At 65.5% G+C, this 21,616-nt stretch carries 22 protein-coding genes; 10 read left to right on the top strand and 12 right to left on the bottom strand.

Going from position 1 to position 21,616, the window contains the following annotated elements; genetic code table 11:
* Positions 1 to 222: 222 nt before the first annotated feature.
* Positions 223 to 2,970: a DNA polymerase I gene (polA, locus tag E8F12_RS19165; protein ID WP_280326781.1), complete on the bottom strand. Its 2,748-nt coding sequence runs from the start codon at positions 2,968 to 2,970 to the stop codon at positions 223 to 225.
* 74 nt (positions 2,971 to 3,044) lie between these two features.
* On the opposite strand from polA, the gene E8F12_RS19160 reads away from it, so the two are divergent.
* Complete coding sequence (locus E8F12_RS19160) at positions 3,045 to 3,326, top strand: DUF2782 domain-containing protein (protein WP_280292149.1); 282 nt, start codon at positions 3,045 to 3,047, stop codon at positions 3,324 to 3,326.
* Positions 3,327 to 3,359: 33 nt separating this feature from the next.
* On the top strand, positions 3,360 to 4,310 hold the full coding sequence (locus E8F12_RS19155) for a homoserine kinase (RefSeq protein WP_280326780.1): 951 nt from the start codon (positions 3,360 to 3,362) through the stop codon (positions 4,308 to 4,310).
* 129 nt (positions 4,311 to 4,439) lie between these two features.
* Here E8F12_RS19155 and E8F12_RS19150 read toward each other — a convergent pair whose 3' ends face one another.
* From E8F12_RS19150 to E8F12_RS19140, 3 genes are all read right to left on the bottom strand, one after another.
* Positions 4,440 to 5,126: an NrdJb gene (locus E8F12_RS19150; RefSeq protein ID WP_280292147.1), complete on the bottom strand. Its 687-nt coding sequence runs from the start codon at positions 5,124 to 5,126 to the stop codon at positions 4,440 to 4,442.
* Between the two features lie 16 nt (positions 5,127 to 5,142).
* Entirely contained in the window at positions 5,143 to 7,290 is a 2,148-nt protein-coding gene (locus tag E8F12_RS19145) for an adenosylcobalamin-dependent ribonucleoside-diphosphate reductase (RefSeq protein WP_280326779.1), read from the bottom strand.
* A gap of 364 nt (positions 7,291 to 7,654) precedes the next feature.
* Positions 7,655 to 8,572 (bottom strand): zinc ABC transporter substrate-binding protein, encoded by a 918-nt coding sequence (locus E8F12_RS19140; protein WP_280326778.1) that lies wholly within the window; start codon positions 8,570 to 8,572, stop codon positions 7,655 to 7,657.
* Positions 8,573 to 8,633: 61 nt separating this feature from the next.
* On the opposite strand from E8F12_RS19140, the gene E8F12_RS19135 reads away from it, so the two are divergent.
* The 7 genes from E8F12_RS19135 to E8F12_RS19105 all read left to right on the top strand — a co-directional run bounded on the left by E8F12_RS19135 (position 8,634) and on the right by E8F12_RS19105 (position 13,966).
* Entirely contained in the window at positions 8,634 to 9,134 is a 501-nt protein-coding gene (locus tag E8F12_RS19135; RefSeq protein ID WP_280326777.1) for a Fur family transcriptional regulator, read from the top strand.
* Positions 9,131 to 9,934: a zinc ABC transporter ATP-binding protein ZnuC gene (gene znuC, locus E8F12_RS19130; RefSeq protein ID WP_280326776.1), complete on the top strand. Its 804-nt coding sequence runs from the start codon at positions 9,131 to 9,133 to the stop codon at positions 9,932 to 9,934. Before E8F12_RS19135 ends, znuC begins: the two co-directional genes overlap by 4 nt.
* Positions 9,927 to 10,712: a zinc ABC transporter permease subunit ZnuB gene (gene znuB / locus E8F12_RS19125; protein WP_280326775.1), complete on the top strand. Its 786-nt coding sequence runs from the start codon at positions 9,927 to 9,929 to the stop codon at positions 10,710 to 10,712. The genes znuC and znuB overlap by 8 nt, the downstream gene beginning before the upstream one ends.
* 157 nt (positions 10,713 to 10,869) lie before the next feature.
* Entirely contained in the window at positions 10,870 to 11,298 is a 429-nt protein-coding gene (locus E8F12_RS19120) for a hypothetical protein (RefSeq protein ID WP_280326774.1), read from the top strand.
* Positions 11,299 to 11,462: 164 nt separating this feature from the next.
* Positions 11,463 to 12,470 (top strand): methionine ABC transporter ATP-binding protein, encoded by a 1,008-nt coding sequence (locus E8F12_RS19115; protein WP_280326772.1) that lies wholly within the window; start codon positions 11,463 to 11,465, stop codon positions 12,468 to 12,470.
* On the top strand, positions 12,470 to 13,135 hold the full coding sequence (locus tag E8F12_RS19110) for a methionine ABC transporter permease (RefSeq protein ID WP_280326771.1): 666 nt from the start codon (positions 12,470 to 12,472) through the stop codon (positions 13,133 to 13,135). Before E8F12_RS19115 ends, E8F12_RS19110 begins: the two co-directional genes overlap by 1 nt.
* A gap of 54 nt (positions 13,136 to 13,189) precedes the next feature.
* Complete coding sequence (locus tag E8F12_RS19105; protein WP_280326770.1) at positions 13,190 to 13,966, top strand: MetQ/NlpA family ABC transporter substrate-binding protein; 777 nt, start codon at positions 13,190 to 13,192, stop codon at positions 13,964 to 13,966.
* A 157-nt stretch (positions 13,967 to 14,123) separates the two neighbouring features.
* Here E8F12_RS19105 and E8F12_RS19100 read toward each other — a convergent pair whose 3' ends face one another.
* From E8F12_RS19100 to E8F12_RS19080, 5 genes are all read right to left on the bottom strand, one after another.
* Positions 14,124 to 14,759, bottom strand: coding sequence for an SCO family protein (locus E8F12_RS19100; protein ID WP_280326769.1), 636 nt, complete (start codon positions 14,757 to 14,759; stop codon positions 14,124 to 14,126).
* On the bottom strand, positions 14,756 to 15,661 hold the full coding sequence (gene cyoE / locus E8F12_RS19095) for a heme o synthase (RefSeq protein WP_280326768.1): 906 nt from the start codon (positions 15,659 to 15,661) through the stop codon (positions 14,756 to 14,758). Before cyoE ends, E8F12_RS19100 begins: the two co-directional genes overlap by 4 nt.
* A gap of 24 nt (positions 15,662 to 15,685) precedes the next feature.
* Positions 15,686 to 16,711: a COX15/CtaA family protein gene (locus E8F12_RS19090; protein WP_280326826.1), complete on the bottom strand. Its 1,026-nt coding sequence runs from the start codon at positions 16,709 to 16,711 to the stop codon at positions 15,686 to 15,688.
* Positions 16,712 to 16,808: 97 nt separating this feature from the next.
* Positions 16,809 to 17,390: a hypothetical protein gene (locus E8F12_RS19085; protein ID WP_280326767.1), complete on the bottom strand. Its 582-nt coding sequence runs from the start codon at positions 17,388 to 17,390 to the stop codon at positions 16,809 to 16,811.
* Positions 17,365 to 18,090: an SURF1 family protein gene (locus E8F12_RS19080; RefSeq protein ID WP_280326766.1), complete on the bottom strand. Its 726-nt coding sequence runs from the start codon at positions 18,088 to 18,090 to the stop codon at positions 17,365 to 17,367. The genes E8F12_RS19085 and E8F12_RS19080 overlap by 26 nt, the downstream gene beginning before the upstream one ends.
* 70 nt (positions 18,091 to 18,160) lie before the next feature.
* Here E8F12_RS19080 and E8F12_RS19075 point away from each other — a divergent pair, with 70 nt between their 5' ends.
* Positions 18,161 to 18,364, top strand: a complete 204-nt coding sequence (locus tag E8F12_RS19075) for a twin transmembrane helix small protein (protein WP_069081401.1) — start codon at positions 18,161 to 18,163, stop codon at positions 18,362 to 18,364.
* A gap of 175 nt (positions 18,365 to 18,539) precedes the next feature.
* Here the strand turns inward: E8F12_RS19075 and E8F12_RS19070 are convergent, their stop codons facing one another.
* From E8F12_RS19070 to ctaD, 3 genes are read right to left on the bottom strand one after another with little or no spacing between them, the layout of a single operon-like run.
* Entirely contained in the window at positions 18,540 to 19,427 is an 888-nt protein-coding gene (locus tag E8F12_RS19070) for a cytochrome c oxidase subunit 3 (RefSeq protein WP_280326765.1), read from the bottom strand.
* A 25-nt stretch (positions 19,428 to 19,452) separates the two neighbouring features.
* A complete protein-coding gene (locus E8F12_RS19065) occupies positions 19,453 to 20,004 on the bottom strand; it encodes a cytochrome c oxidase assembly protein (protein WP_280326764.1) in 552 nt (183 codons plus the stop codon).
* Position 20,005: 1 nt separating this feature from the next.
* The gene (gene ctaD / locus E8F12_RS19060) at positions 20,006 to 21,595 is read right to left on the bottom strand and encodes a cytochrome c oxidase subunit I (RefSeq protein ID WP_280326763.1); all 1,590 of its coding nucleotides are present in this window, start codon (positions 21,593 to 21,595) and stop codon (positions 20,006 to 20,008) included.
* Positions 21,596 to 21,616: the final 21 nt, after the last annotated feature.

Below are 21,616 nucleotides of genomic sequence, written 5' to 3'. Positions count from 1 at the left end.
TAAGTCTGAACCGCTAGGGCGGGGTTCAGATATCTGCCAACACTAAACACAGCAAAAGGAGCATCGAAAGGCTTCACCAGCCATTCAGTTGTGTGACTCCCCTGCCACGGCGAAAGTTCAGATTAATTTTAAAATCAGTTAGTTATCTTAATTAATCTGCTTATTCTTTTTTTGCATAACGCATGTTTCAGCCCTGATACAGACGCCGCCGGAAAGGCGCACTCAGTGCGCCTCGTCCCAGTTGTCACCCACGCCCACTTCCACCACCAGCGGCACGTCCAGCTCGGCGGCGCCGCTCATCAGCGGGCGGATCTGCTCGCTGACCTGCTCGACCAGGTCCTCGCGCACCTCCAGGACCAGTTCGTCGTGCACCTGGAGAATGACCTTGGCGTCCAGCCCGCTATCCTGCAGCCAGTCGTCCACCGCCACCATGGCGCGCTTCATGATGTCTGCCGCGGTGCCCTGCATGGGCGCGTTGATCGCCGTGCGCTCGGCGCCCTTGCGCATGGCCTGGTTCTTCGAGTGGATTTCCGGCAGGTACAGGCGGCGGCCGAACAGGGTTTCGACGAAGCCCTGCTCGGCGGCCTTGGCGCGGGTGGATTCCATATAGGCCAGCACGCCGGGGTAGCGGGCGAAGTAGCGGTCGATATAGGCCTGGGCTTCCTTGCGCTCGACGCCGATCTGCTTGGCCAGGCCGAAGGCGCTCATGCCATAGATCAGGCCGAAGTTGATCGCCTTGGCGCTGCGCCGCTGGTTGTTGCTGACTTCCTCCACCGGCACGCCGAACACCTCGGACGCGGTGGCCCGGTGCACGTCGCGGTCGTGGCGGAAGGCGTCCAGCAGGCCTTCGTCCTTGGCCAGGTGGGCCATGATGCGCAATTCGATCTGCGAGTAGTCGGCCGCCAGCAGCTTGTAGCCCTTGGGCGCGACGAAGGCCTGGCGGATGCGCCGGCCCTCGGCGGTGCGGATCGGGATGTTCTGCAGGTTCGGGTCGGTGGACGACAGTCGCCCGGTAGCCGCCACCGCCTGGTGGTAGGAGGTGTGGATGCGCCCGGTGCGCGGGTTGATCTGCTCCGGCAGGCGATCGGTGTAGGTGCTCTTGAGCTTGCTCAGGGAGCGGTACTGCATGATCACCTTGGGCAACTCGAAATCCTGCTCGGCAAGGTCGGCGAGGACATTCTCGGCAGTGGACGGCTGGCCGGTGGCGGTTTTGGCCAGCACCGGCAGACCCAGCTTCTCGTAGAGGATGGCGCCCAATTGCTTGGGCGAGCCGAGGTTGAATTCCTGCCCGGCGAGGTCATAGGCCTGGCGCTCGAGCTCGACCATCTTGCTGCCCAGTTCCAGGCTCTGCTGGCCCAGTAGTTTGGCGTCGACATAGGCGCCGTTGCGTTCGATGCGCGCCAGCACCGGCACCAGGGGCATCTCGATTGCGCGCAGCACCTTGGCCAGGGACGGGATCGCCTCGAGCTTCTGCCAGAGGGTCTGGTGCAGGCGCAGGGTCACGTCGGCGTCTTCCGCCGCGTACGGGCCGGCCTGCTCCAGGGCGATCTGGTCGAAGGTCAACTGCTTGGCACCCTTGCCGGCGATGTCCTCGAAGCGGATTGTGCTGTGCCCCAGGTACTTGAGGGCCAAGCTGTCCATGTCGTGACGGGTGGCGGTGGCGTCCAGCACATAGGACTCGAGCATGGTGTCGAAGGCGATGCCCTGCACGGCGATGGGTGTCGAGGCATTGGCCAGGACGTTCATGTCGTACTTGGCGTGTTGGCCCACCTTGGGCTTGGCCGGGTCTTCCAGCAGCGGCTTGAGGGCCTGGAGCACGGCGTCGCGGTCCAGCTGCTGGGGCACGCCCATGTAGCTATGGGCCAGCGGCACATAGGCGGCCTCGCCAGCCTCAACCGCGAATGACACACCCACCACCTGCGCCTGTTGCGCGTCGATGCTGGTGGTCTCGGTGTCGAAGGCGAACAGCGGCGCGGCTTCCAGCTTCTTCAGCCAGGCATCGAACTGCGCCTGCTCCAGCACGGTTTCGTAGCGGGCCTCGGCCTCGGCGGCCGGAGCTTCGGCAGGGGCCAGCTCTTCGCCGCTGGATTTCGCTTGGCGCTGCAGGTCGTCCAGCCAGGTCTTGAATTCCAGGGTGCGGTACAGCTCGGCAAGGGCTTCGCGGTCCGGCTCGCCGGGGTGCAGGGCGTCGATCTCGACGTTCAGTTCGACGTCGCACTTGATAGTGGCGAGCTTGTAGGACAGGTAGGCCATGTCCTTGTGCTCTTCGAGCTTGGCCGGCAGGCCCTTGGCGCCGCGGATCGGCAATTCGGGCACCTTGGCCAGGCTGGAATAGAGCACGTCGAGGCCGCCGCCGACCCCCTGCAGCAGGCCAAGGGCGGTCTTCTCGCCGACGCCGGGCACGCCGGGAATGTTGTCGACCTTGTCCCCCATCAGCGCCAGGTAGTCGATGATGAGTTCAGGACCGACACCGAATTTCTCCTTCACGCCATCCACGTCCAGCGTGCTACCGGTCATGGTGTTGACCAGCGTAATGTGCCCGTCGACCAGTTGTGCCATGTCTTTGTCGCCGGTGGAGATCACCACCGGGCGCCCGATCGCCGCGCTTTGCCGGGCCAGGGTGCCGATCACGTCGTCGGCTTCCACGCCCTCCACGCACAGGAGCGGCAGGCCGAGGGCTCGCACACTGGCGTGCAGCGGCTCAACCTGCACCCGCAACTCATCCGGCATCGACGGGCGATTGGCCTTGTACTCGGCGAACATCTCGTCGCGGAAGGTGCCGCCCTTGGCGTCGAAGACCACCGCGAACGGGCTGTCCGGATACTGCCGGCGCAGGCTTTTCAGCATGTTCAGCACGCCTTTCACCGCGCCGGTGGGCAGGCCGGCCGAGGTGGTCAGGGGCGGCAGGGCATGGAAGGCGCGATACAGATAGGAGGATCCGTCCACCAGGACGAGAGGGGCTTGGCTCATGCGTGAAATCAACCTTTATTCACCGGACCCGAAGTAGAATGGACCGATCATTGACGAGAAGGGACAAGGTTACCATGCGCGCACTGAACCGCCTTTTGCTCGCCAGCCTGCTGGCAGTAGCCCCGGTCGCCACGTTCGCCGCCGACGAGCCGTCCGCGGAGCCGGACGTCACCATCCGCCAGGAGGGCGACAAGACCATCCAGGAATACCGCGTCAACGGTTTCCTCTACGCCATCAAGGTCACCCCGAAGAACGGCAAGCCGTACTTCCTGGTTCGCGCCGATGGCGACAGCAATTACGTCCGCTCGGACAACCCCGACATGCTGATCCCGGCTTGGGAAATCTTCAGCTGGTAGCGCACACGAAAAACCCCGTAACAAGGTAGTCCAATGTCCGTATTCACCCCACTCGAACGTCCGGAACTGGAAGCCTTTCTCGCCCCCTACAAACTGGGTCGGCTGAAGGACTTTCAGGGCATTGCCGAAGGCTCCGAGAACAGCAACTTCTTCGTCAGCCTGGAACAGGGTGAATACGTACTGACCCTGGTGGAGCGCGGTCCCAGCCACGACCTGCCGTTCTTCATCGAACTGCTCGATGTGCTCCACGACGCCGGCCTGCCAGTGCCCTACGCCCTGCGCACGGAAGGCGGCGAGGCATTGCGCGAGCTGGCGGAGAAGCCCGCCCTGTTGCAGCCACGCCTGCCGGGCAAGCATGTGCGCGAGCCCAATGCCCACCACTGTGCCGAGGTCGGCGCCCTGCTGGCGCGCCTGCACCTGGCCACCCGCGACCAGGTGCTGGAGCGCAGGAGTGACCGCGGCCTGGACTGGATGCTCGACGAGGGCCCGTCCCTGGCCCTGCAGCTGGACCAGGAAGCCCTGCCGCTGCTACGCGATGCGCTGAAGGAGATCGGCGAGCTCAAGCTGCGCTTCCTCGCCCTGCCGCGCGCCAACCTGCACGCCGACCTGTTCAAGGACAACGTGCTGTTCGACGGCACCCACCTGGCCGGGGTCATTGACTTCTACAACGCCTGCTCCGGCCCGATGCTCTACGACCTGGCCATCTGCCTGAACGACTGGTGCTCGGACGAAGAGGGCCGCCTCGACGCCCACCTCGCCCGCGCGCTGCTCGGCGCCTATGCCGCGCTGCGCCCGTTCACCGCCGCCGAAGCCGAACTCTGGCCCACCGCCCTGCGCATCGCCTGCGTGCGCTTCTGGCTGTCACGGCTGATCGCCGCCAATACCTTCGCCGGGCAGGACGTGCTGATCCACGATCCGGGTGTGTTCCAGATCAGGCTGGCGCACAGGCAGAAGATCGAGGTGGCGTTGCCGTTTGCGCTCTGAGGCCAGGGCGGAACCGATTTCTGTAGGGGCGAATTCATTCGCCAAGGGCAGCGCAGCTGCCCCTTGAACCTCCAGGGGCAGACCTTCGGCCTGCTTGGCGAATGAATTCGCCCTCACAAGGTTTCCGGCTCACCCACACTTGGAATGCCCGCAGTTGAGACAGGTGGCGCAGCCGTCCATCTGCACCACCGCCTGGGTATTGCACTTGCCGCAGAGTTGGGCGCCAGGCGGAAAGCCTTCGCCGGGCTCGGCGGTGGAGGTGCCCAGACTGGCCTCGTAGGCGGCGCGTTTCTCGGCCAGGTAGAGCTTGTGTTCCTCGTCCAGCTGCTGGCCTTCCATCAGGCCGATGGCCACCAGGTGGCGTTCCAGCACCGCGCCTATCTCGGCCACCAGCGATGGCATGTAGACGCCGCCACGCTTGAGGTAGCCGCCGCGGGGGTCGAACACGGCCTTCAGTTCCTCCACCAGGAAGGTGCAGTCACCGCCCTTGCGGAACACCGCCGACATGATGCGGGTGAGCGCCACTATCCACTGAAAGTGCTCCATACCCTTGGAGTTGATGAAGATCTCGAAGGGCCGGCGCTGCTCGAAGGCGGTGCCGGCGTTGAGCACGATGTCGTTGATGGTCACGTAAAGCGCATGCTCGAACAGCGGCGACTTGATCTTGTAGGTGGCGCCAACCAGGGTTTCTGGACGTTGCAGGGTCTCGTCCATCGTCACCACGGAGGCCGCCTCCTCGGCGGCCTTGCGGGCTTTTTCCTGGTCCAGGTCCACCAGGCTGAAGCCCTTGATCTTCTTCTCGATCTTCAGGGTCATGTCGGCCTCCGCTCGTTCAGTACTTGCCGTAGTAGCCTTCTTTCAGGGCCTCGAACAGGTTGGCGGCGGTGTGCACCTCGCCGTCGTATTCCACTTCCTCGTTGCCGCGCAGCTCCACCTGGGTACCGTCCTCCAGCTCGAAGCGGTAGACGGTCTTCTCCAGGTCCGACTCCTTCACCAGCACGCCCTGGAAGGCCGCCGGGTTGAAGCGGAAGGTGGTGCAACCCTTGAGTCCCTGGCGCCAGGCGTGAAGGTAGATGTCCTTGAAGCCCTCGAAGGGGAAGTCGGTGGGCACGTTGGCGGTCTTGGAAATGGAGGAATCGATCCACTTCTGCGCCGCCGCCTGCATGTCCACATGCTCGGCGGGGCTGATGTCGTCGGCGCTGACGAAATAGTCAGGCAGGCGCTGCGCCGGGTGCTCGGCATCGGGCCGCGCCCGGCTGTTGACCAGCGCTCGGTAGGCCAGCAGCTCGTAGCTGCACACCTCGATCTTCTCCTTGGTCTTGCGCCCGGGGCGGATCAGGTTGCGCGAGTACTGATGGGCGTAGCTCGGCTCGATGCCGTTGGAGGCGTTGTTGGCCAGGCTCAGGCTGATGGTCCCGGTGGGGGCGATGGAGCTGTGGTGGGTGAAGCGCGCGCCCACCTCGGCCAGCTCGGCCACCAGCTCCGGCGCGTGTTCGGCGATGCGCTGCATGTAGCGCGAGTAGCGGGCGTGGAGGATGCGTCCGGGCACGCGGTCGCCGACCTTGTAACCGTCGTCCTGCATCTCCGGGCGCTTGCGCAACATGGCCGCGGTCACCTCGTAGTCCCGGGTCAGCACCGGCGCCGGGCCTTTCTCCCGGGCCAGCTCCAGGGCCATCTGCCAGCCGGCCAGGGCCATTTCCCGCGCCACCTCCTCGGTGAACACGCAGGCCTCGGTGCTGCCGTAACGCAGTCGCAGCAGGGCCAGGGCCGATCCCAGGCCAAGAAAGCCCATGCCATGGCGGCGCTTGCCGAGGATCTCCTCGCGCTGCCGCTCCAGCGGCAGGCCGTTGATTTCCACCACGTTGTCGAGCATGCGGGTGAACACCCGCACCACGGAGCGGAAGCGCTCCCAGTCGAAATGGGCGTCTTCGCCGAAGGGCTCCTCGACGAAAGCGGTCAGGTTGATCGAGCCGAGCAGGCAGGAGCCATAGGGTGGCAGCGGTTGTTCGCCACAGGGGTTGGTCGCCCGGATCGCCTCGCACCACCAGTTGTTGTTCAGCTCGTTGACCCGGTCGATGAGGATGAAGCCGGGCTCCGCGAAGTCGTAGGTGGAGACCATGATCATGTCCCACAGGTGCCGGGCCTGGACGCGGCCGTAGACCTTGCAGGCCACCAGGCCGTCCTCGCGCGTTATGTAGCCGTCGTGCACCGGCCAGTCGCGCCAGATCACCTGGGTGGGGTCATGGAAATCCAGCTCCTCGCGCTCCTTGGGATGCACCGGGTAGAGCAGCGGCCATTCGGTGTCGTTTTCCACCGCATGCATGAAGGCGTCGCTGACCAGCAGGCTGAGGTTGAACTGGCGCAGGCGACCGTCCTCGCGCTTGGCGCGGATGAACTCGCGCACATCCGGGTGGCAGACGTCGAAGGTGCCCATCTGGGCACCGCGGCGGCCACCGGCGGAGCTCACGGTGAAGCACATCTTGTCGTAGATATCCATGAACGACAGCGGCCCGCTGGTCTGCGCACCGGCTCCGGAAACGTAGGCACCGTGCGGGCGCAGGGTGCTGAATTCGTAGCCGATGCCGCAGCCGGCCTTGAGGGTGAGCCCCGCTTCATGGACCTTGCCGAGGATGTCGTCCATGGAGTCGAGGATGGTGCCGGAGACGGTGCAGTTGATGGTCGAGGTGGCCGGCTTGAAGTCCTGGGCGCCGGCGTTGGAGATGATCCGCCCGGCCGGCACCGCGCCGTTGCGCAGGGCCCAGAGGAAGCGCTCGTACCAGTGCTCGCGGGTCGCGGAGTCGGCCTCCACCTCGGACAAGGCACGGGCGACACGCTGCCAGGTGGCGTCCGGGGTGACGTCGATCGGCGTGCCGTCCTTGTGCTTGAGGCGGTACTTGCTGTCCCAGATGTCCTCCGACGCCGCCTGCAAGGCGATGCCGTGGTTGCCCTGGACCTGCTTGGGTGCCCCCGTCTTGGCCATCCTCTGCCCTCCCTCGATGAAGAGTCCAGACTAGTCTGACCACGAATGCCGGCCGCTGATCCACATCAAAGCGGCCCGCGGCCCCTCTCTCACCTTAGCAGGCGGCTCCATGCTCCCGTAGGTTGGTGCTGAGCTTGCGAAGCCCAACGATTGCGGCAAGTCAGTTGAAGGCGGAATCCGATGCACCTGAAGCGTCCCTCTCCTCAGGCCCCCGCCCTGCGCCCCGGCCTGATCGCTTCGCGCTCAGTCGTTCATCGGCACCGGAAGCGGTGCTTCCGAAAGCGTGTGCCTCTTCGCCCCGGCGGGAGAGCGGTGACGCGCGCTGGAAGCGGCGGAACTCCGTGGAAGCGCATTCATTCGCGAATCAGAGTGACTCCAGGCACCCGGCCAGGCCATCACCGAGATTCTGCAGCAGCTTCTCATAGCCATCGGCGGCCACCGGGGCGTTCGTGCCCAGGGCGTCCAGTTCGGCCAGGCGCACCGGCAGGCCCTCGGTCAGGGTCTCGGTCAGGCGCGGACGGGCCGGCGGCTCGCTGAACACGCAACTGGGCCCGGCCTGCTGCAGGCGGGCGCGCATGGTGGCGACGTGGCGGGCGCCAGGCTGCACTTCGCTGGCCACGCTGAACACGCCGGAATGGCTCAGGCCGTAGGCGGCCTCGAAGTAGTCGAAGGCTTCGTGGAAGACGAAGAAGGGCTTGCCGGCGACCCCCGCCATGCGCGCCTTGAGCTTCGCGTCGAGCTGGTCGAGGCGGCTCTCGAAGGCCTTCAGGTTGGCCTGGTAGCGAACGGAGTTGGCCGGGTCGGCAGCGGCCAGGTCGACGGCCATGTGCGCGGCGATCACCCGTGCGTTGGCCGGCAGCAGCCAGAGGTGGGCGTCCAGGGAGCCGGGGCGATGGTCATGGTCGTGTTCGTGTTCGTCGTGGCCTTCTTCTTCATGCTCGTCGTGAACGGCTTCGAAGTGACGCAGCTGCAGACCGGGCAGCGTCTGCACGGCCACGCTGGGCTTGTCGCGGCCCTCCAGTACGCGGGGCAGGAAGCCTTCCAGATCCGGGCCAATCCAGTAAAACAGGTCCGCCTCGCGCACCCGGCGCACGTCGGAGGGGCGCAGGGCGTACTGGTGCGGCGAAGCACCGGGGGGCAGCAGCACCTCTGGCTGGCCGGCGCCATCCTGCACGGCGGCGGCGATCAGTTGCAGCGGCTTGATGCTGGTCAGCAGGCGCACATCGGCCTGGGCCGACAGCGCACAAGCACTCAGGAAGAGGGAGACGAAGAGACGGACCACGGCACAGACTCGGCGGTAAAAGAGTTATAGAATAACGTCTCTTTCCCAAGACGTCGCCGCCATGCTCAAGCCGATCAGCGCAAAAGCCCCCCTGGCCTGTCGCCCCCACGACCATTCCCATTGCGTGTCCAACGCCCTGTCCGAGGCCGATGCCATCTGCAGCCGCCAGGGACTGCGCCTGACCGCCCTGCGCAAGCGCGTGCTGGAACTGGTCTGGCAGAGCCACAAGCCGCTGGGCGCCTACGACATCCTCGGCGTGCTGACCGAGGAGGACGGCCGCCGCGCGGCGCCGCCCACGGTCTACCGTGCCCTCGACTTCCTCCTCGAGAACGGCCTGGTGCATCGCATCGCTTCGCTCAACGCCTTCGTCGGCTGCAACCATCCGGGCATCGCCCACCAGGGCCAGTTCCTCATCTGCCGCAACTGCCAGACCGCCATCGAGCTGGAACAGCCGAGCATCAGCCAGGCCATAGTCGAGAGCGCCAAGTCCGTGGGCTTTGCCGTCGAAGGCCAGACCGTGGAAATCGTCGGCCTCTGTGCCAGCTGCCAGGTGGCCGCATGAGCGATGAGCTGATCCGCCTCGACGGCGTCGGCGTCGATTTCGCCGGCCAGGCGGTGCTGCAGGATGTGCGCCTGGCGGTGAAGGCCGGGGAGATCGTCACCCTGATCGGCCCCAATGGCGCCGGCAAGACTACCCTGGTGCGCACCGTGCTCGGCCTGCTCAAGCCCCACCGCGGCGAGGTCTGGCGCAAGCCGCGCCTGCATATCGGCTACATGCCGCAGAAGCTCCAGGTGGACGCCACACTGCCGCTCACCGTGCTGCGTTTCCTGCGCCTGGTGCCGGGCGTGGACCGCAAGGCGGTGCTCTCGGCCCTGGACGAAGTGGGTGCCACCCAGGTGATCGACAGTCCGCTGCAGAACATCTCCGGCGGCGAACTGCAGCGCGTCCTGCTGGCCCGAGCCCTGCTGCGCGAGCCCGAACTGCTGGTGCTGGACGAGCCGGTGCAGGGCGTCGACGTCGCCGGCCAGGCCGAGCTCTACCGCCTGATCACCCGCCTGCGCGACCGCCACGGCTGCGGCGTGCTGATGGTCTCCCACGATCTGCACCTGGTGATGAGCACCACTGACCAGGTGGTCTGCCTGAACCGCCACGTCTGCTGCTCGGGCCATCCGGAACAGGTCAGCTTTGACCCGGCCTTTGTCGAGCTATTCGGCCAGGACGCGAAGAGCCTGGCCGTCTACCACCACCATCACGACCATGCCCACGACCTGCATGGCGAGGTGGTGAAGAACCCGCCCTTCCCCGACGGCACCCGTTTCACTCCCGTCCACAAGCACGGCCCCGACTGCAACCATGGCTGATTTCCTGCTCAACGCCCTCCTCGCCGGCCTCGCCCTGGCCCTGGTGGCCGGCCCCCTCGGCTCCTTCGTGGTCTGGCGACGCATGGCCTATTTCGGCGACACCTTGTCCCACGCCGCCCTGCTGGGCGTGGCCCTCGGCCTGATGCTGGACGTCAGCCCGACGCTGGCGGTGACAGTCGGCTGCGTCCTGCTCGCCGTGCTGCTGGTGACCCTGCAGCAGCGCCAGCCACTGGCCTCGGACACCCTGCTGGGGATACTTGCCCACAGCACCCTGTCACTCGGGCTGGTGGTGCTGAGCTTCATGAGCGAAGTGCGCATCGACCTGATGGCCTATTTATTCGGCGACCTGCTGGCGGTGAGCCGCAGCGACCTGGCCTGGATCCTCGGCGGCAGCGCCCTGGTGATGCTGGTGTTGATCCCGATGTGGCGGCCGCTGCTGGCGATCACCGTGCATGAAGAGCTGGCCCGCGTGGAGGGCCTACCTGTGGCGGCCATCCGCCTCGGCCTGATGCTGCTGATCGCCATCGTCATTGCCGTGGCCATGAAGATAGTCGGCGTGCTGCTGATCACCTCCCTGCTGATCATCCCCGCGGCTGCGGCCCAGCGTCACGCCCGCAGCCCGGAGCAGATGGCCCTGGGCGCCAGCCTGCTGGGCCTGGTGGCGGTCTGCGCAGGCCTGGCGCTGTCCTGGTTCAAGGACACCCCGGCCGGCCCGTCCATCGTGGTCTCCGCCGCCAGCCTGTTCCTCTGCAGCTTTGCCCTGCCGCGCCGCGCCTGAGTGCGCGCGGCCAAGGCGGACAGGCATTTGTTCGAATGAACGCGCGAAAATGCCCCGCGAAAGGCCAATTCGGTGTCCGAATCGACCTTATCTTTTGTCCTGATCGGCTCCGCAGTGTAGAATCGCGCGTTTTTTGCGCAATCAGGGACCTGTCGAAATGAAGCCGTTCGCCACTCGTTGCCTTTCCGTTGCCGCGCTTTCCCTGCTGCTTGCCGCCTGCCAGACCGCGCGGCAAGACGCCCAAGCGCCAGCGGACGACCTGCGCAGCAGCTTCCAGCAGCTGGACCAGGCCCTGGCAGCCGGCCAGCTGACCGACGCCGAAACCCAGCTCAGGGCCCTGGAAGGCCAGTCCGCCGCCGATGCCCGCCTCGGCCAGTACCAGCGCCAGCTCGCCGACGCCTGGCTGAAGCGCAGCCAGGTCGCCCTGCAGCAGGGTGACCTTAACGGTGCCGCCACCGCCCTCAGCCATGCCCGCAGCCTCACGCCCAAGGCGCCAGCCCTGACCGAGGGCCTGAACAGTGCCATCGACAAGGCACGCCAGGCCACCAGCGAAACGCCTCCCGTGGAGCTGGTCCCACAGTCCTGAGGCCGGTTCCCAGCGGGCAGCTAGACTGCTCAGAGTCCGTCTGTCGCTTATTCCCTGAAGCTATAGCCATAGGTCCAGAAAGATTTTCTGCGCCTATGCGCGAGCAGGTAAACTTGCCGGTTTTTAGCCGATCCGGCTAACGACGAACCCACAAGGTTTCCGCAGTGATCGAATTCCACCACGTCCACAAGGCGTACCGCGTCGAGGGCCGCGAAATCCCGGCCCTGCAGCCGACCAATCTCGCCATCCAGAGCGGCGAAGTCTTCGGCCTGATCGGCCATTCGGGCGCCGGCAAGAGCACCCTGCTGCGCCTGATCAACCGCCTCGAGGAACCCTCCGGCGGACGCATCGTCATCGAAGGTGAAGATGTGACCGCCCTCGACAGTGAAGGCCTGCGCCGCTTCCGCCAGCGCGTCGGGATGATCTTCCAGCACTTCAACCTGCTGTCGTCCAAGACCGTCGCCGACAACGTCGCCCTGCCGCTGAAGCTGGCCGGCGAGCTGTCCCGCGCCGAGATCGACCGCCGCGTCGCCGAACTGCTGGCCCGCGTCGGCCTCAGCGACCATGCCAAAAAGTACCCGGCGCAGCTCTCCGGCGGCCAGAAGCAGCGCGTCGGCATCGCCCGCGCCCTGGCCACCCAGCCGAAGATCCTGCTTTGCGACGAGGCCACCAGCGCCCTCGATCCGCAGACCACCGCTTCGGTGCTGCAGCTGCTGGCCGAGATCAATCGCGAGCTGAACCTGACCATCGTCCTCATCACCCACGAGATGGATGTGATCCGCCGCGTCTGCGACCGCGTCGCGGTAATGGATGGCGGGGTGATAGTCGAGCAGGGCCCGGTGGCCGATGTGTTCCTGCACCCGCAGCACCCCACCACCCAGCGCTTCGTGCTGGAGGACGAGCAGGTCGACGAAGGCGAGCAGCGCGATGACTTCGCCCATGTCGCCGGCCGCATCCTGCGCCTGACCTTCCGTGGCGACGCCACCTACGCCCCGCTGTTGGGGACCGTGGCGCGCCAGACCGGCGTGGACTACAGCATCCTTGCCGGCCGAATCGACCGTATCAAGGACACCCCCTACGGCCAACTGACCCTGGCCCTGACCGGCGGCGACATCGACGCCGCGCTTGGCTGCTTCCGCGAGGCGGACGTGCACCTGGAGATCCTGCGTTGATGGACGCCCTGCTCGCCAATATCGACTGGTACGAAATCTGGCTCGCCACCCTCGACACCCTGCTGATGCTGGGCGGCTCGCTGCTGTTCACCGTGCTCCTGGGCCTGCCGCTGGGCGTGCTGCTGTTCCTCACCGGTCCGCGCCAGCTGTTCGAGCAGAGGGCCGTCTACGGGCTGCTGTCGCTGCTGGTGAACGTGCTGCGCTCGCTGCCCTTCATCATCCTGCTGATCGTGATGATTCCCTTCACCGTGTTCATCACTGGCACCTCCCTGGGGGTAGCCGGCGCCATCCCGCCGTTGGTGGTGGGTGCGACGCCCTTCTTCGCGCGACTGGTGGAAACGGCCTTGCGTGAAGTGGACCGCGGCATCCTCGAAGCCACCCAGGCCATGGGCGCCACCACCCGGCAGATCATCGTCAACGCCCTGCTGCCGGAAGCGCGGCCGGGCATCTATGCCGCCATCACCGTCACCGCCATCACCCTGGTGTCCTACACCGCCATGGCCGGTGTGGTGGGCGCGGGCGGACTCGGCGACCTGGCCATCCGCTTCGGCTACCAGCGCTTCCAGACCGACGTGATGGTGGTCACCGTGATCCTCTTGCTGGTGCTCGTACAGATTCTGCAAACCGTCGGCGACAAGCTGGTGGTGCACTTCTCCCGTAAATGACCTGGAGCCGGCGCCCATCCGCACCGGCCCGATGACTTCCCCAAGGAGCCGCTCATGAAGAAACTGCTGGTGGCCTTCGCCGCCCTGACCGCCCTCTCCGCCCAGGCCGACACCCTGAAAGTGGCCGCCACCCCGGTGCCCCACGCGGAAATCCTCGAATTCATCAAGCCGCAACTGGCCAAGGAAGGCGTGGACCTGCAGGTGAAGGTCTTCACCGACTACGTGCAACCGAACATCCAGGTCGCAGAAGGCCGCCTCGACGCCAACTTCTTCCAGCACCAGCCTTACCTGGATGAGTTCAACAAGGCCCGCCAGACCAAGGTGAAGCTGGTAACCGTGGCCGGCGTGCACATCGAGCCCTTCGGCGCTTACTCCAGCAAGGTCAAGACCCTGGCCGAACTGCCCGAAGGCGCCCAAGTGGTCATTCCCAACGACGCCACCAACGGCGGCCGCGCCCTACTGCTGCTAGACAAGGCCGGCGTGATCAAGCTGAAGGACAACACCAGCATCACCGCCACCCCGAAGGACATCGCCGAGAACCCGAAGGGCATCAAGGTGCGTGAACTGGAAGCCGCCACCCTGCCCCGCGTGCTGAACCAGGTGGACCTGGCGCTGATCAACACCAACTACGCCCTGGAAGCCAAGCTGAACCCCACCAAGGACGCCCTGGCCATCGAAGGCAGCGACTCGCCCTATGTGAACATCCTGGTGGCCCGCGAAGACAACAAGTCCAGCGCCGACATGCAGAAACTGGCCGCCGCCCTGCACAGCCCCGAGGTGAAGAAGTTCATCGAGGAGAAGTACAAGGGCGCCGTGGTGCCGGCGTTCTGATCGCCTCCGCTGAAATGAAAAAGCCCGCTCATAGAGCGGGCTTTTTTGTGGGTGCGAAATTCGTTTCCTGTGAGCGAATTCATTCGCGAAAGGCCGTGCACCGGATTCGTTGGGCTTCGCGTAGCTCAGCCCAACCTACGGGTCGGCCTGCGCGGTATCAGCCCTTCGGCGCCACCAGCCCCGGCAGCTGCTCCTTGAGCTTCTGGTTGTTCAGCGGCGAACGGATGAAGCCGCGCTGGGTGCCGTCCGGGCCGAGGATCACCAGGTTGCCGCTGTGGTCCACGGTGTAGTTCTCCTTGCTGGTATCGGCTGGAATGAAGGGGATGCTCACCGCGTTGGCCAGTTTCTGCAGGGTCGGCAGGTCGCCGGTAATGCCGACGAAGTCCGGGTCGAAATAGCCCAGGTATTGCTTCATCTGCTGCGGGGTGTCGCGGTTCGGGTCGACGCTGACGAGGACGACACGCAGGTTATCCCGCGCCTGTTGCGGCAGAAGGCCCTTGAGCTCACGCATCTGCGCCAGCGTGGTGGGGCAGATGTCCGGGCAGAAGGTGTAGCCGAAGAACAGCAGGCTCCACTTGTCCTTGAGCTGGTCCACTACGACCTTCTCGCCATTCTGGTCGACCATTTCCAGCGCCGGCAGGGTGCGGCTCTGGGGCAGCAGGACGATGCCGGCGTCGAGCAGCTGCGTGGGGTCGGCCTGGCGCTCGCCGTTGAGCACCCGGTGCACGGTGAGGCCGAGCACCACCGCGACTAAGGCAACGAGGACGAAGACGGTTTTCTGGATTCTGGTCATAGGTTCAGCAACAGGTAGTGGTCCACCAGCAGGGCGATGAACAGCAGGAAGAGGTAGGCGATAGAGTACTTGAAGGTCTTGATCGCCGCGTGCGGTTTGCTGTCACGGTACAACACCCATGCCCACTGCAGGAAGCGCGCGCCCAGGCCCAGGGCACAGACCAGGTAGAGCAGGCCGCTCATGTGGATGGCATAGGGCAGCAGGCTGACGGCGAACATCACCAGGGTGTAGAGCAGGATGTGCACCTTGGTGTAGTGCTCGCCGTGGGTCACCGGCAGCATGGGGATGTCGGCCTTGGCGTATTCCTCCTTGCGGTGGATGGCCAGTGCCCAGAAGTGCGGCGGGGTCCAGGCGAAGATGATCAGTACCAGCAGCAGCGGCTCGGCGCTGAGGTGGCCGGTGACCGCCACCCAGCCGAGCAGCGGCGGCGCGGCGCCGGCCAGGCCGCCGATGACGATGTTCTGCGGGGTGGCTCGCTTGAGGAAGCCGGTGTAGAGCACCGCGTAGCCCACCAAGGACGCCAGGGTCAGCCAGGCGGTCAGTTCATTGGTGAAGGCCAGCAGCAAGGCCTGGCCGGCCAGCGCCAGGAGCAGGGCGAAAGCCAGTGCTGCAACGGGCGAAACCCGGCCATTCACCACGGGGCGCTTCAGGGTGCGCGCCATGATCGAGTCGATGCGGCGGTCCACCACATGGTTGACCGCCGCCGCCGCGCCGGCGCAGAGGCCGATGCCGAGGTTGCCGAACAGCAGCACCTCCCAGGGCACCCCGGCGCGAGTGGCGAGAAACATGCCCACCAGCGAGGTGATCAGCATCAGCACCACCACCTTGGGCTTGGTGAGCTCCAGGTAGTCGCGCCAGCTGGCGTGGGCCTGGCTGTGTCCTTGGCTGAGCAGAGTGGCCATGGCGTGTACTCCTCAGTGATCCGGTTATTTGCCGTGTGGGGTCAGTGCCGTAGGAGCGAGCTCTGCTCGCGAACTTACGGCGTGCCCCCTTTCGCGAGCAGAGCTCGCTCCTAGATGAAGGGCCGGGCTGCGCACCCGGTAATTCACTGAAACCAGCACCAACAGCAGCAGGGCGCCGCCGCCGTTGTGCGCCACCGCCACTGGCAGCGGCAGGTGGAACATCACATTGCTGATGCCCAGCCCCACCTGGAGGCACAGCGCCGCCAGCAGCAGCCCGGCGAGGCGCGACAGGCCGCCACGGTGCAGCTGCCAGGCGAGGACCAGTAGCACCAGGCTCACGGCCAGGGCACCGAGGCGGTGTGTCATATGGATGGCGGTGCGGGCATCGCTGTCGAGCTGCCCACCCAGATAATTCGGCCCGATGTGCTGGGTCAGGTGGAAGCCGTTGGCGAAGTCCATTGCCGGCCACCACTCGCCGTGGCAGGTGGGCAGGTCGACGCAGGCCACCGCTGCGTAGTTGGAGCTGACCCAGCCGCCCAGGGCGATCTGCACTATCACCAGCACCAGCCCCAGCGCCGCCCAGCGGCGCAGACGCCCCGGCAGTTCCAGGGCAGGAAAGGCGTTGGACAGCCGCAGGCAGAGCAGGAGCAGCAGGGACAGGGTGGTGAAACCGCCGAGCAGGTGGGCGGTGACCACCTGGGGCCAGAGTTGCAGGGTCACGGTCCACATGCCGAAAGCGGCCTGGGCGATGACCACGCCCAGCAGCAGCAGCGGCAGTTTCAGCGGCTGACCATCACGACCACGCAGGCGTACGGCATGAATGGCGAGGCCGAGGATCACCAGGCCGAGGGTGCCGGCGAAATAGCGGTGGACCATCTCGTTCCAGCCCTTTTCGGCCTCCACCGGCGCGTGGGGGAAGTTCGCCTCGGCGTGGGCCAGTTGAGCTTCGCTCTGGGGCACGCTGATAAAGCCGTAGCAGCCGGGCCAGTCCGGGCAACCGAGGCCGGCGTGGGTCAGACGGGTATAGGCGCCCAGCGCCACCACCACCATGGCCAGCAGGGTGGCGAACAGGGCGAGGCGGAATCCGGGCCGGTTCTTGTAGGTATCCACAGCAGCCGCTCCTCACCTTTCCGGGGAAAGGGGTCGTTCAACCAATGTTGGAAAGCTTCAGCAGGTGGCGCAGGTCGTTGAGGATCTGCTTGCCCTTGGCAGTGGCGTCGTAGCGCAGCACCAGGTTGCCGTGGGGGTCGACTATCCACAACTGGGCGCCGCCCAGGTCCTCGGTGGCCTTGCCGTAGGCGGTGCCATCCAGGCCATGGCGCTTGAGCTGCGGGTACTCCTGTTCGAGCTTCACCGCGTAGTCCGCCGACACCTCGGTCACGGCGAGGGCATGGTTGGCGCGAGAGGCGTCGCGGCCGAGGCCGATATGGATCTGCCGCGCCACGTAGACCAGTTGCTGGCAGTCCTCGGCACAGCCGGCCGGGGCTGTGACCAGCAGTTGCCAGGTTTCCCCTGGCGCCACGTCCCTCACGCCGAGGTCGACGACGGTCTGGCCATTGCCGATGAGGGCGCCGTGGTAGCTGCGGCCGTCCGGTACCCAGAAGCTGAACTTGTACATGGCCGTGGCGAGCATCATCGGGCCGATCACCACCATCAGGATCAGCAGCAGCTGGATGCGCCCGCGGCGGCGCGGCGATGCGGCCTCAGGCATGGCGAGTGCTGGGTTCATGGTCTTTCTCCCGTCCTTTGCGCAATCCGTAGTAGATGAACAGGCCGAGCAGGGCAGTCGCCAGGGCGAACCACTGCACGGCATAGCCGATATGTTTTTCCGGGCCCATGGCGACGATCGGCCAGTCGGTCCGATAGCCCGCCGGGCCTTCCTCCAGGCGCAGCTCCAGGGGCAGGCCGTTGCGACCCAGGTGTTGCCAGAGGGCAGCGGCGTCCACCTGGTTGACCAGCTGCGGCCAGCCGGATGCTTCCAGGTGCTTGAGTTCGAAGGCCGCGCCCGGCGGCACGTAGGCCCAGGCAAGCAGTTCCTGGGGGCCCTCCGGGGTTTGGAATGCCGGCGCCACGCGACGGTCCGGCCAGGGCAGCCAGCCGCGGTTGACCAGGAGCCACTGGCCGCTGCCGGCCTGGAAGGGCTGCAACAGCTCGACGCCGGCCTTGCCATCGCGGATGCGGCTATCCAGCAGCAGGCTGTGGGCGGCGTCGAAATGACCGTGCAAGCGCACGCGCAGGTAGGCGGGGTCGGGGCTGGTGGCGAGCTGTTCGACATAGACGGGGGTGGCGATGCGCCGGGCGTCGGCGGCGGCCAGCAGCTGGCGCTTCTCTTCGGCACGGGAAAGCTGCCATACGCCCAGTCCCAGCAGCACCGGCAGCAGCGCCAGCACCACCAGGGTCGGGGCGAGACCCGGCCGGAAGGCGCTCATGGCCGCCGTCCGTGCGGCTGAACAGGGCTGGCTATACTGCACTACATCCCCCCTTCCCCCGGAGTCACGCATGCTCAAGGCTGCGATCGTCCTCATGCTGCTTGCCACGGTGGTCAGCCTGTTCAGCGGCCTTTTCTTCCTGGTCAAGGACGAAGGACGCAGCTCCCGCGTGGTCAATGCGCTAACGGTTCGTGTGATCCTGGCCGCCCTGACCCTGGCGCTCATCGCCTGGGGTTTCTACAGCGGCCAATTCGTTTCCCATGTCACCTGGTAAGCCGGAAGCCCCCGCTCCCACAGGCTGTGTGAAAACTGCTGCGCTCGGTGATGCTGCGTTGAAAGCAGCCTCAAAATGCTCATTTACAACTCGTAAACTGCGCTTTTTTCGGCTTCTTTCGCCTTGCCTGACCTTCGCTCGCGACGTTTTCACACGGCCTGTTCGGCTTCCGCCCTCAGAGTACGTAGACGAAGGTGAAGAGGCCGATCCAGACCACGTCCACGAAGTGCCAGTACCAGGCCGCCGCCTCGAAGCCGAAGTGGTGGTCAGCGTCGAAGTGGCCACGCAGGATGCGCACCAGCATCACCGTGAGGATCAGCGCCCCCATCGTCACGTGGGCACCGTGGAAGCCGGTGAGCATGAAGAAGGTGGCGCCGTAGATGCCCGACCCCAGGGTCAGCCCAAGTTCCTTGTAGGCGTGGATGTATTCCTCCGCCTGGAAGCCCAGGAAGGTCGCCCCCAGCAGGATGGTCAGCGCCAGCCAGGCCTTGAGCGGGCCGCGCTTGTTCTTGCGCAGGGCGTGGTGGGCGAAGGTCACGGTGAAGCTGGAGGACACCAGCAGGATGGTGTTGATCAGCGGCAGGTGCCAGGGATCGATGATCGCCTTCGGCGGCGGGAACAGCTTGGCGTCGGGATTGTTCATCGCCGGCCAGGCGAACTCGAAGCCAGGCCAGAGCATGTTGGCCACGCCCTTGTCGCCTTCACCACCGAGCCAGGGCCCGGCGTAGAAGCGCACATAGAAGAGGGCGCCGAAGAAGGCCGCGAAGAACATCACTTCTGAGAAGATGAACCAGCTCATGCCCCAACGGAAGGAACGGTCCATCTGCCCGCTGTAGAGGCCCGAGCGGCTCTCGCGGATCACATTGCCGAACCAGCCGAACATCATGTAGGCGATCAGCAGGCCGCCGACGAAGAAGATGATCGGCCCGTTGGAATCGGGGCGATCGTACTTGATGTCGTTGAACCAGGTCCCCAGCCCATAAACCGTGGTCAGCAGGGCGACGGTGCCGATGATCGGCCACTTGCTCTGGGCCGGAACGTAATACTGCTCGTGACTTGCCATCGTTGTTGTTCTCCTTATCGGCCCGTCAGCCGTCGTTCCTGGCGACTGGTGGCTTGCGGGCGGTGATATCGAACAGCGTGTACGCGAGGGTCAGGTGGTGCACGTCTGCCGGCAGGTCGCGGTCGACGATGAAGCGCACCGGCATCTCGATGCGCTCGCCGGGCTGCAGGACTTGCTGGGTGAAGCAGAAGCATTCGGTCTTGTGGAAGAAAGCCGCGGCCTTGGACGGCGCCACGCTGGGAATCGCCTGGGCGGTCATCGGCTTGTCGGTGGGGTTGAAGGCGACGAACAGCATCTCGTTGCTCGCCCCCGGGTGCACCACCAGGTCATCCGCCTTGGGGCGGAATTCCCAGCTCATCCCCGCCGCGTTGGTGGCGAGGAACTGCACCCGCACCTGACGCTGCTGGTCTTCGCTCTGGGCCCCTTCGTAGGCGGAGCCCGTGGTCTTGCCGTTGATGCCGAAGGCCTGGCACATCACGTCGTAGATCGGCACCAGGGCGAAACCGAAGCCGAACATCGCCACCACCAGCACCAACAGGCGCTGGATCAGGCGGCGAGTGCTCACTTCCCCGTTCATCTCACTTCACTTCCGGCGGCGTGGTGAAGGTGTGGTAAGGCGCCGGCGACGGCACCGTCCACTCCAGGCCCTCGGCGCCGTCCCAGGGCTTGGCCGGGGCTTTCTTGCCGCCGCGGATGCACTTGATGACGATGAACAGGAAGAGGAACTGCGTAGCGCCGAAGGTGAAGGCGCCGATGGACGAGATCATGTTGAAGTCGGCGAACTGCAGGTTGTAGTCCGGAATCCGCCGCGGCATGCCCGCCAGCCCCACGAAGTGCATGGGGAAGAAGGCCATGTTCATGCCGATGAAGCTCATCCAGAAGTGCAGCTTGCCGAGGGTCTCGTCGTACATGTGGCCGGTCCACTTCGGCAGCCAGTAGTAGGCCGAGGCGAAGATGCCGAAGATAGCGCCGGGCACCAGCACGTAGTGGAAATGCGCCACCACGAAGTAGGTGTCGTGGTACTGGAAGTCCGCCGGGGCGATCGCCAGCATCAGCCCGGAGAAACCGCCGATGGTGAAGAGGATGACGAAGGCCACGGCGAACAGCATGGGCGTCTCGAAGGTCAGCGAACCCTCCCACATGGTGGTCACCCAGTTGAACACCTTCACCCCGGTGGGCACGGCGATCAGCATGGTGGCGAACATGAAGAACAGCTCGCCGGTCAGCGGGATGCCCACGGTGAACATGTGGTGCGCCCAGACGATGAAGGAGAGGAAGGCGATGGACGCGGTGGCGTAGACCATCGAGGTGTAGCCGAACAGGGGTTTGCGCGAGAAGGCCGGGATGATCGAGCTGACCGCGCCGAAGGCGGGCAGGATCATGATGTACACCTCGGGGTGGCCGAAGAACCAGAACACGTGCTGGAACAGCACCGGGTCGCCGCCGCCGCCGGCACTGAAGAAGCTGGTGCCGAAGTGGATGTCCATCAGCATCATGGTCACGCAGCCGGCCAGCACCGGCATCACCGCGATCAGCAGGAAGGCGGTGATCAGCCAGGTCCAGACGAACAGCGGCATCTTCATCAGGGTCATGCCCGGGGCGCGCAGGTTGAGGATGGTGGCGATCACGTTGATCGCCCCCATGATCGAGCTGATGCCCATCAGGTGGATGGCGAAGATGAAGTAGGTGACGCTCTCCGGCGCGTAGGTGGTTGATAGCGGCGCGTAGAAGGTCCAGCCGAAGTTCGGTCCGCCGCTGGCGCTGAACAGGGTGCTGACCAGCAGGCTGAAGGCCGCCGGCAACAGCCAGAAGCTGAAGTTGTTCATCCGAGGCAGCGCCATGTCCGGTGCGCCGACCATCAGCGGGATCATCCAGTTGGCCAGGCCGACGAAGGCTGGCATCACCGCGCCGAAGACCATGATCAGGCCGTGCATGGTGGTCATCTGGTTGAAGAACTCGGGCTGGACGATCTGCAGGCCGGGTTGGAACAGCTCGGCGCGGATCACCATGGCCATGGACCCGCCCAGCAGGAACATGGCGAAGCTGAACCACAGGTACATGGTGCCGATGTCTTTGTGGTTGGTGGTCAGCACCCAGCGCATCGGGCCCTTGGCCGGACCGTGGTGGTGATCATGCCCGGCATGATCGTGGTCGATCACTGCACTCATGTCAGTCTCCATATAGGCCGG

The sequence above is a fragment of the Pseudomonas sp. BN102 genome (genome assembly GCF_029871245.1).
Taxonomy (GTDB): domain Bacteria; phylum Pseudomonadota; class Gammaproteobacteria; order Pseudomonadales; family Pseudomonadaceae; genus Metapseudomonas.
This window is presented reverse-complemented; position numbering and strand designations above follow the sequence as displayed.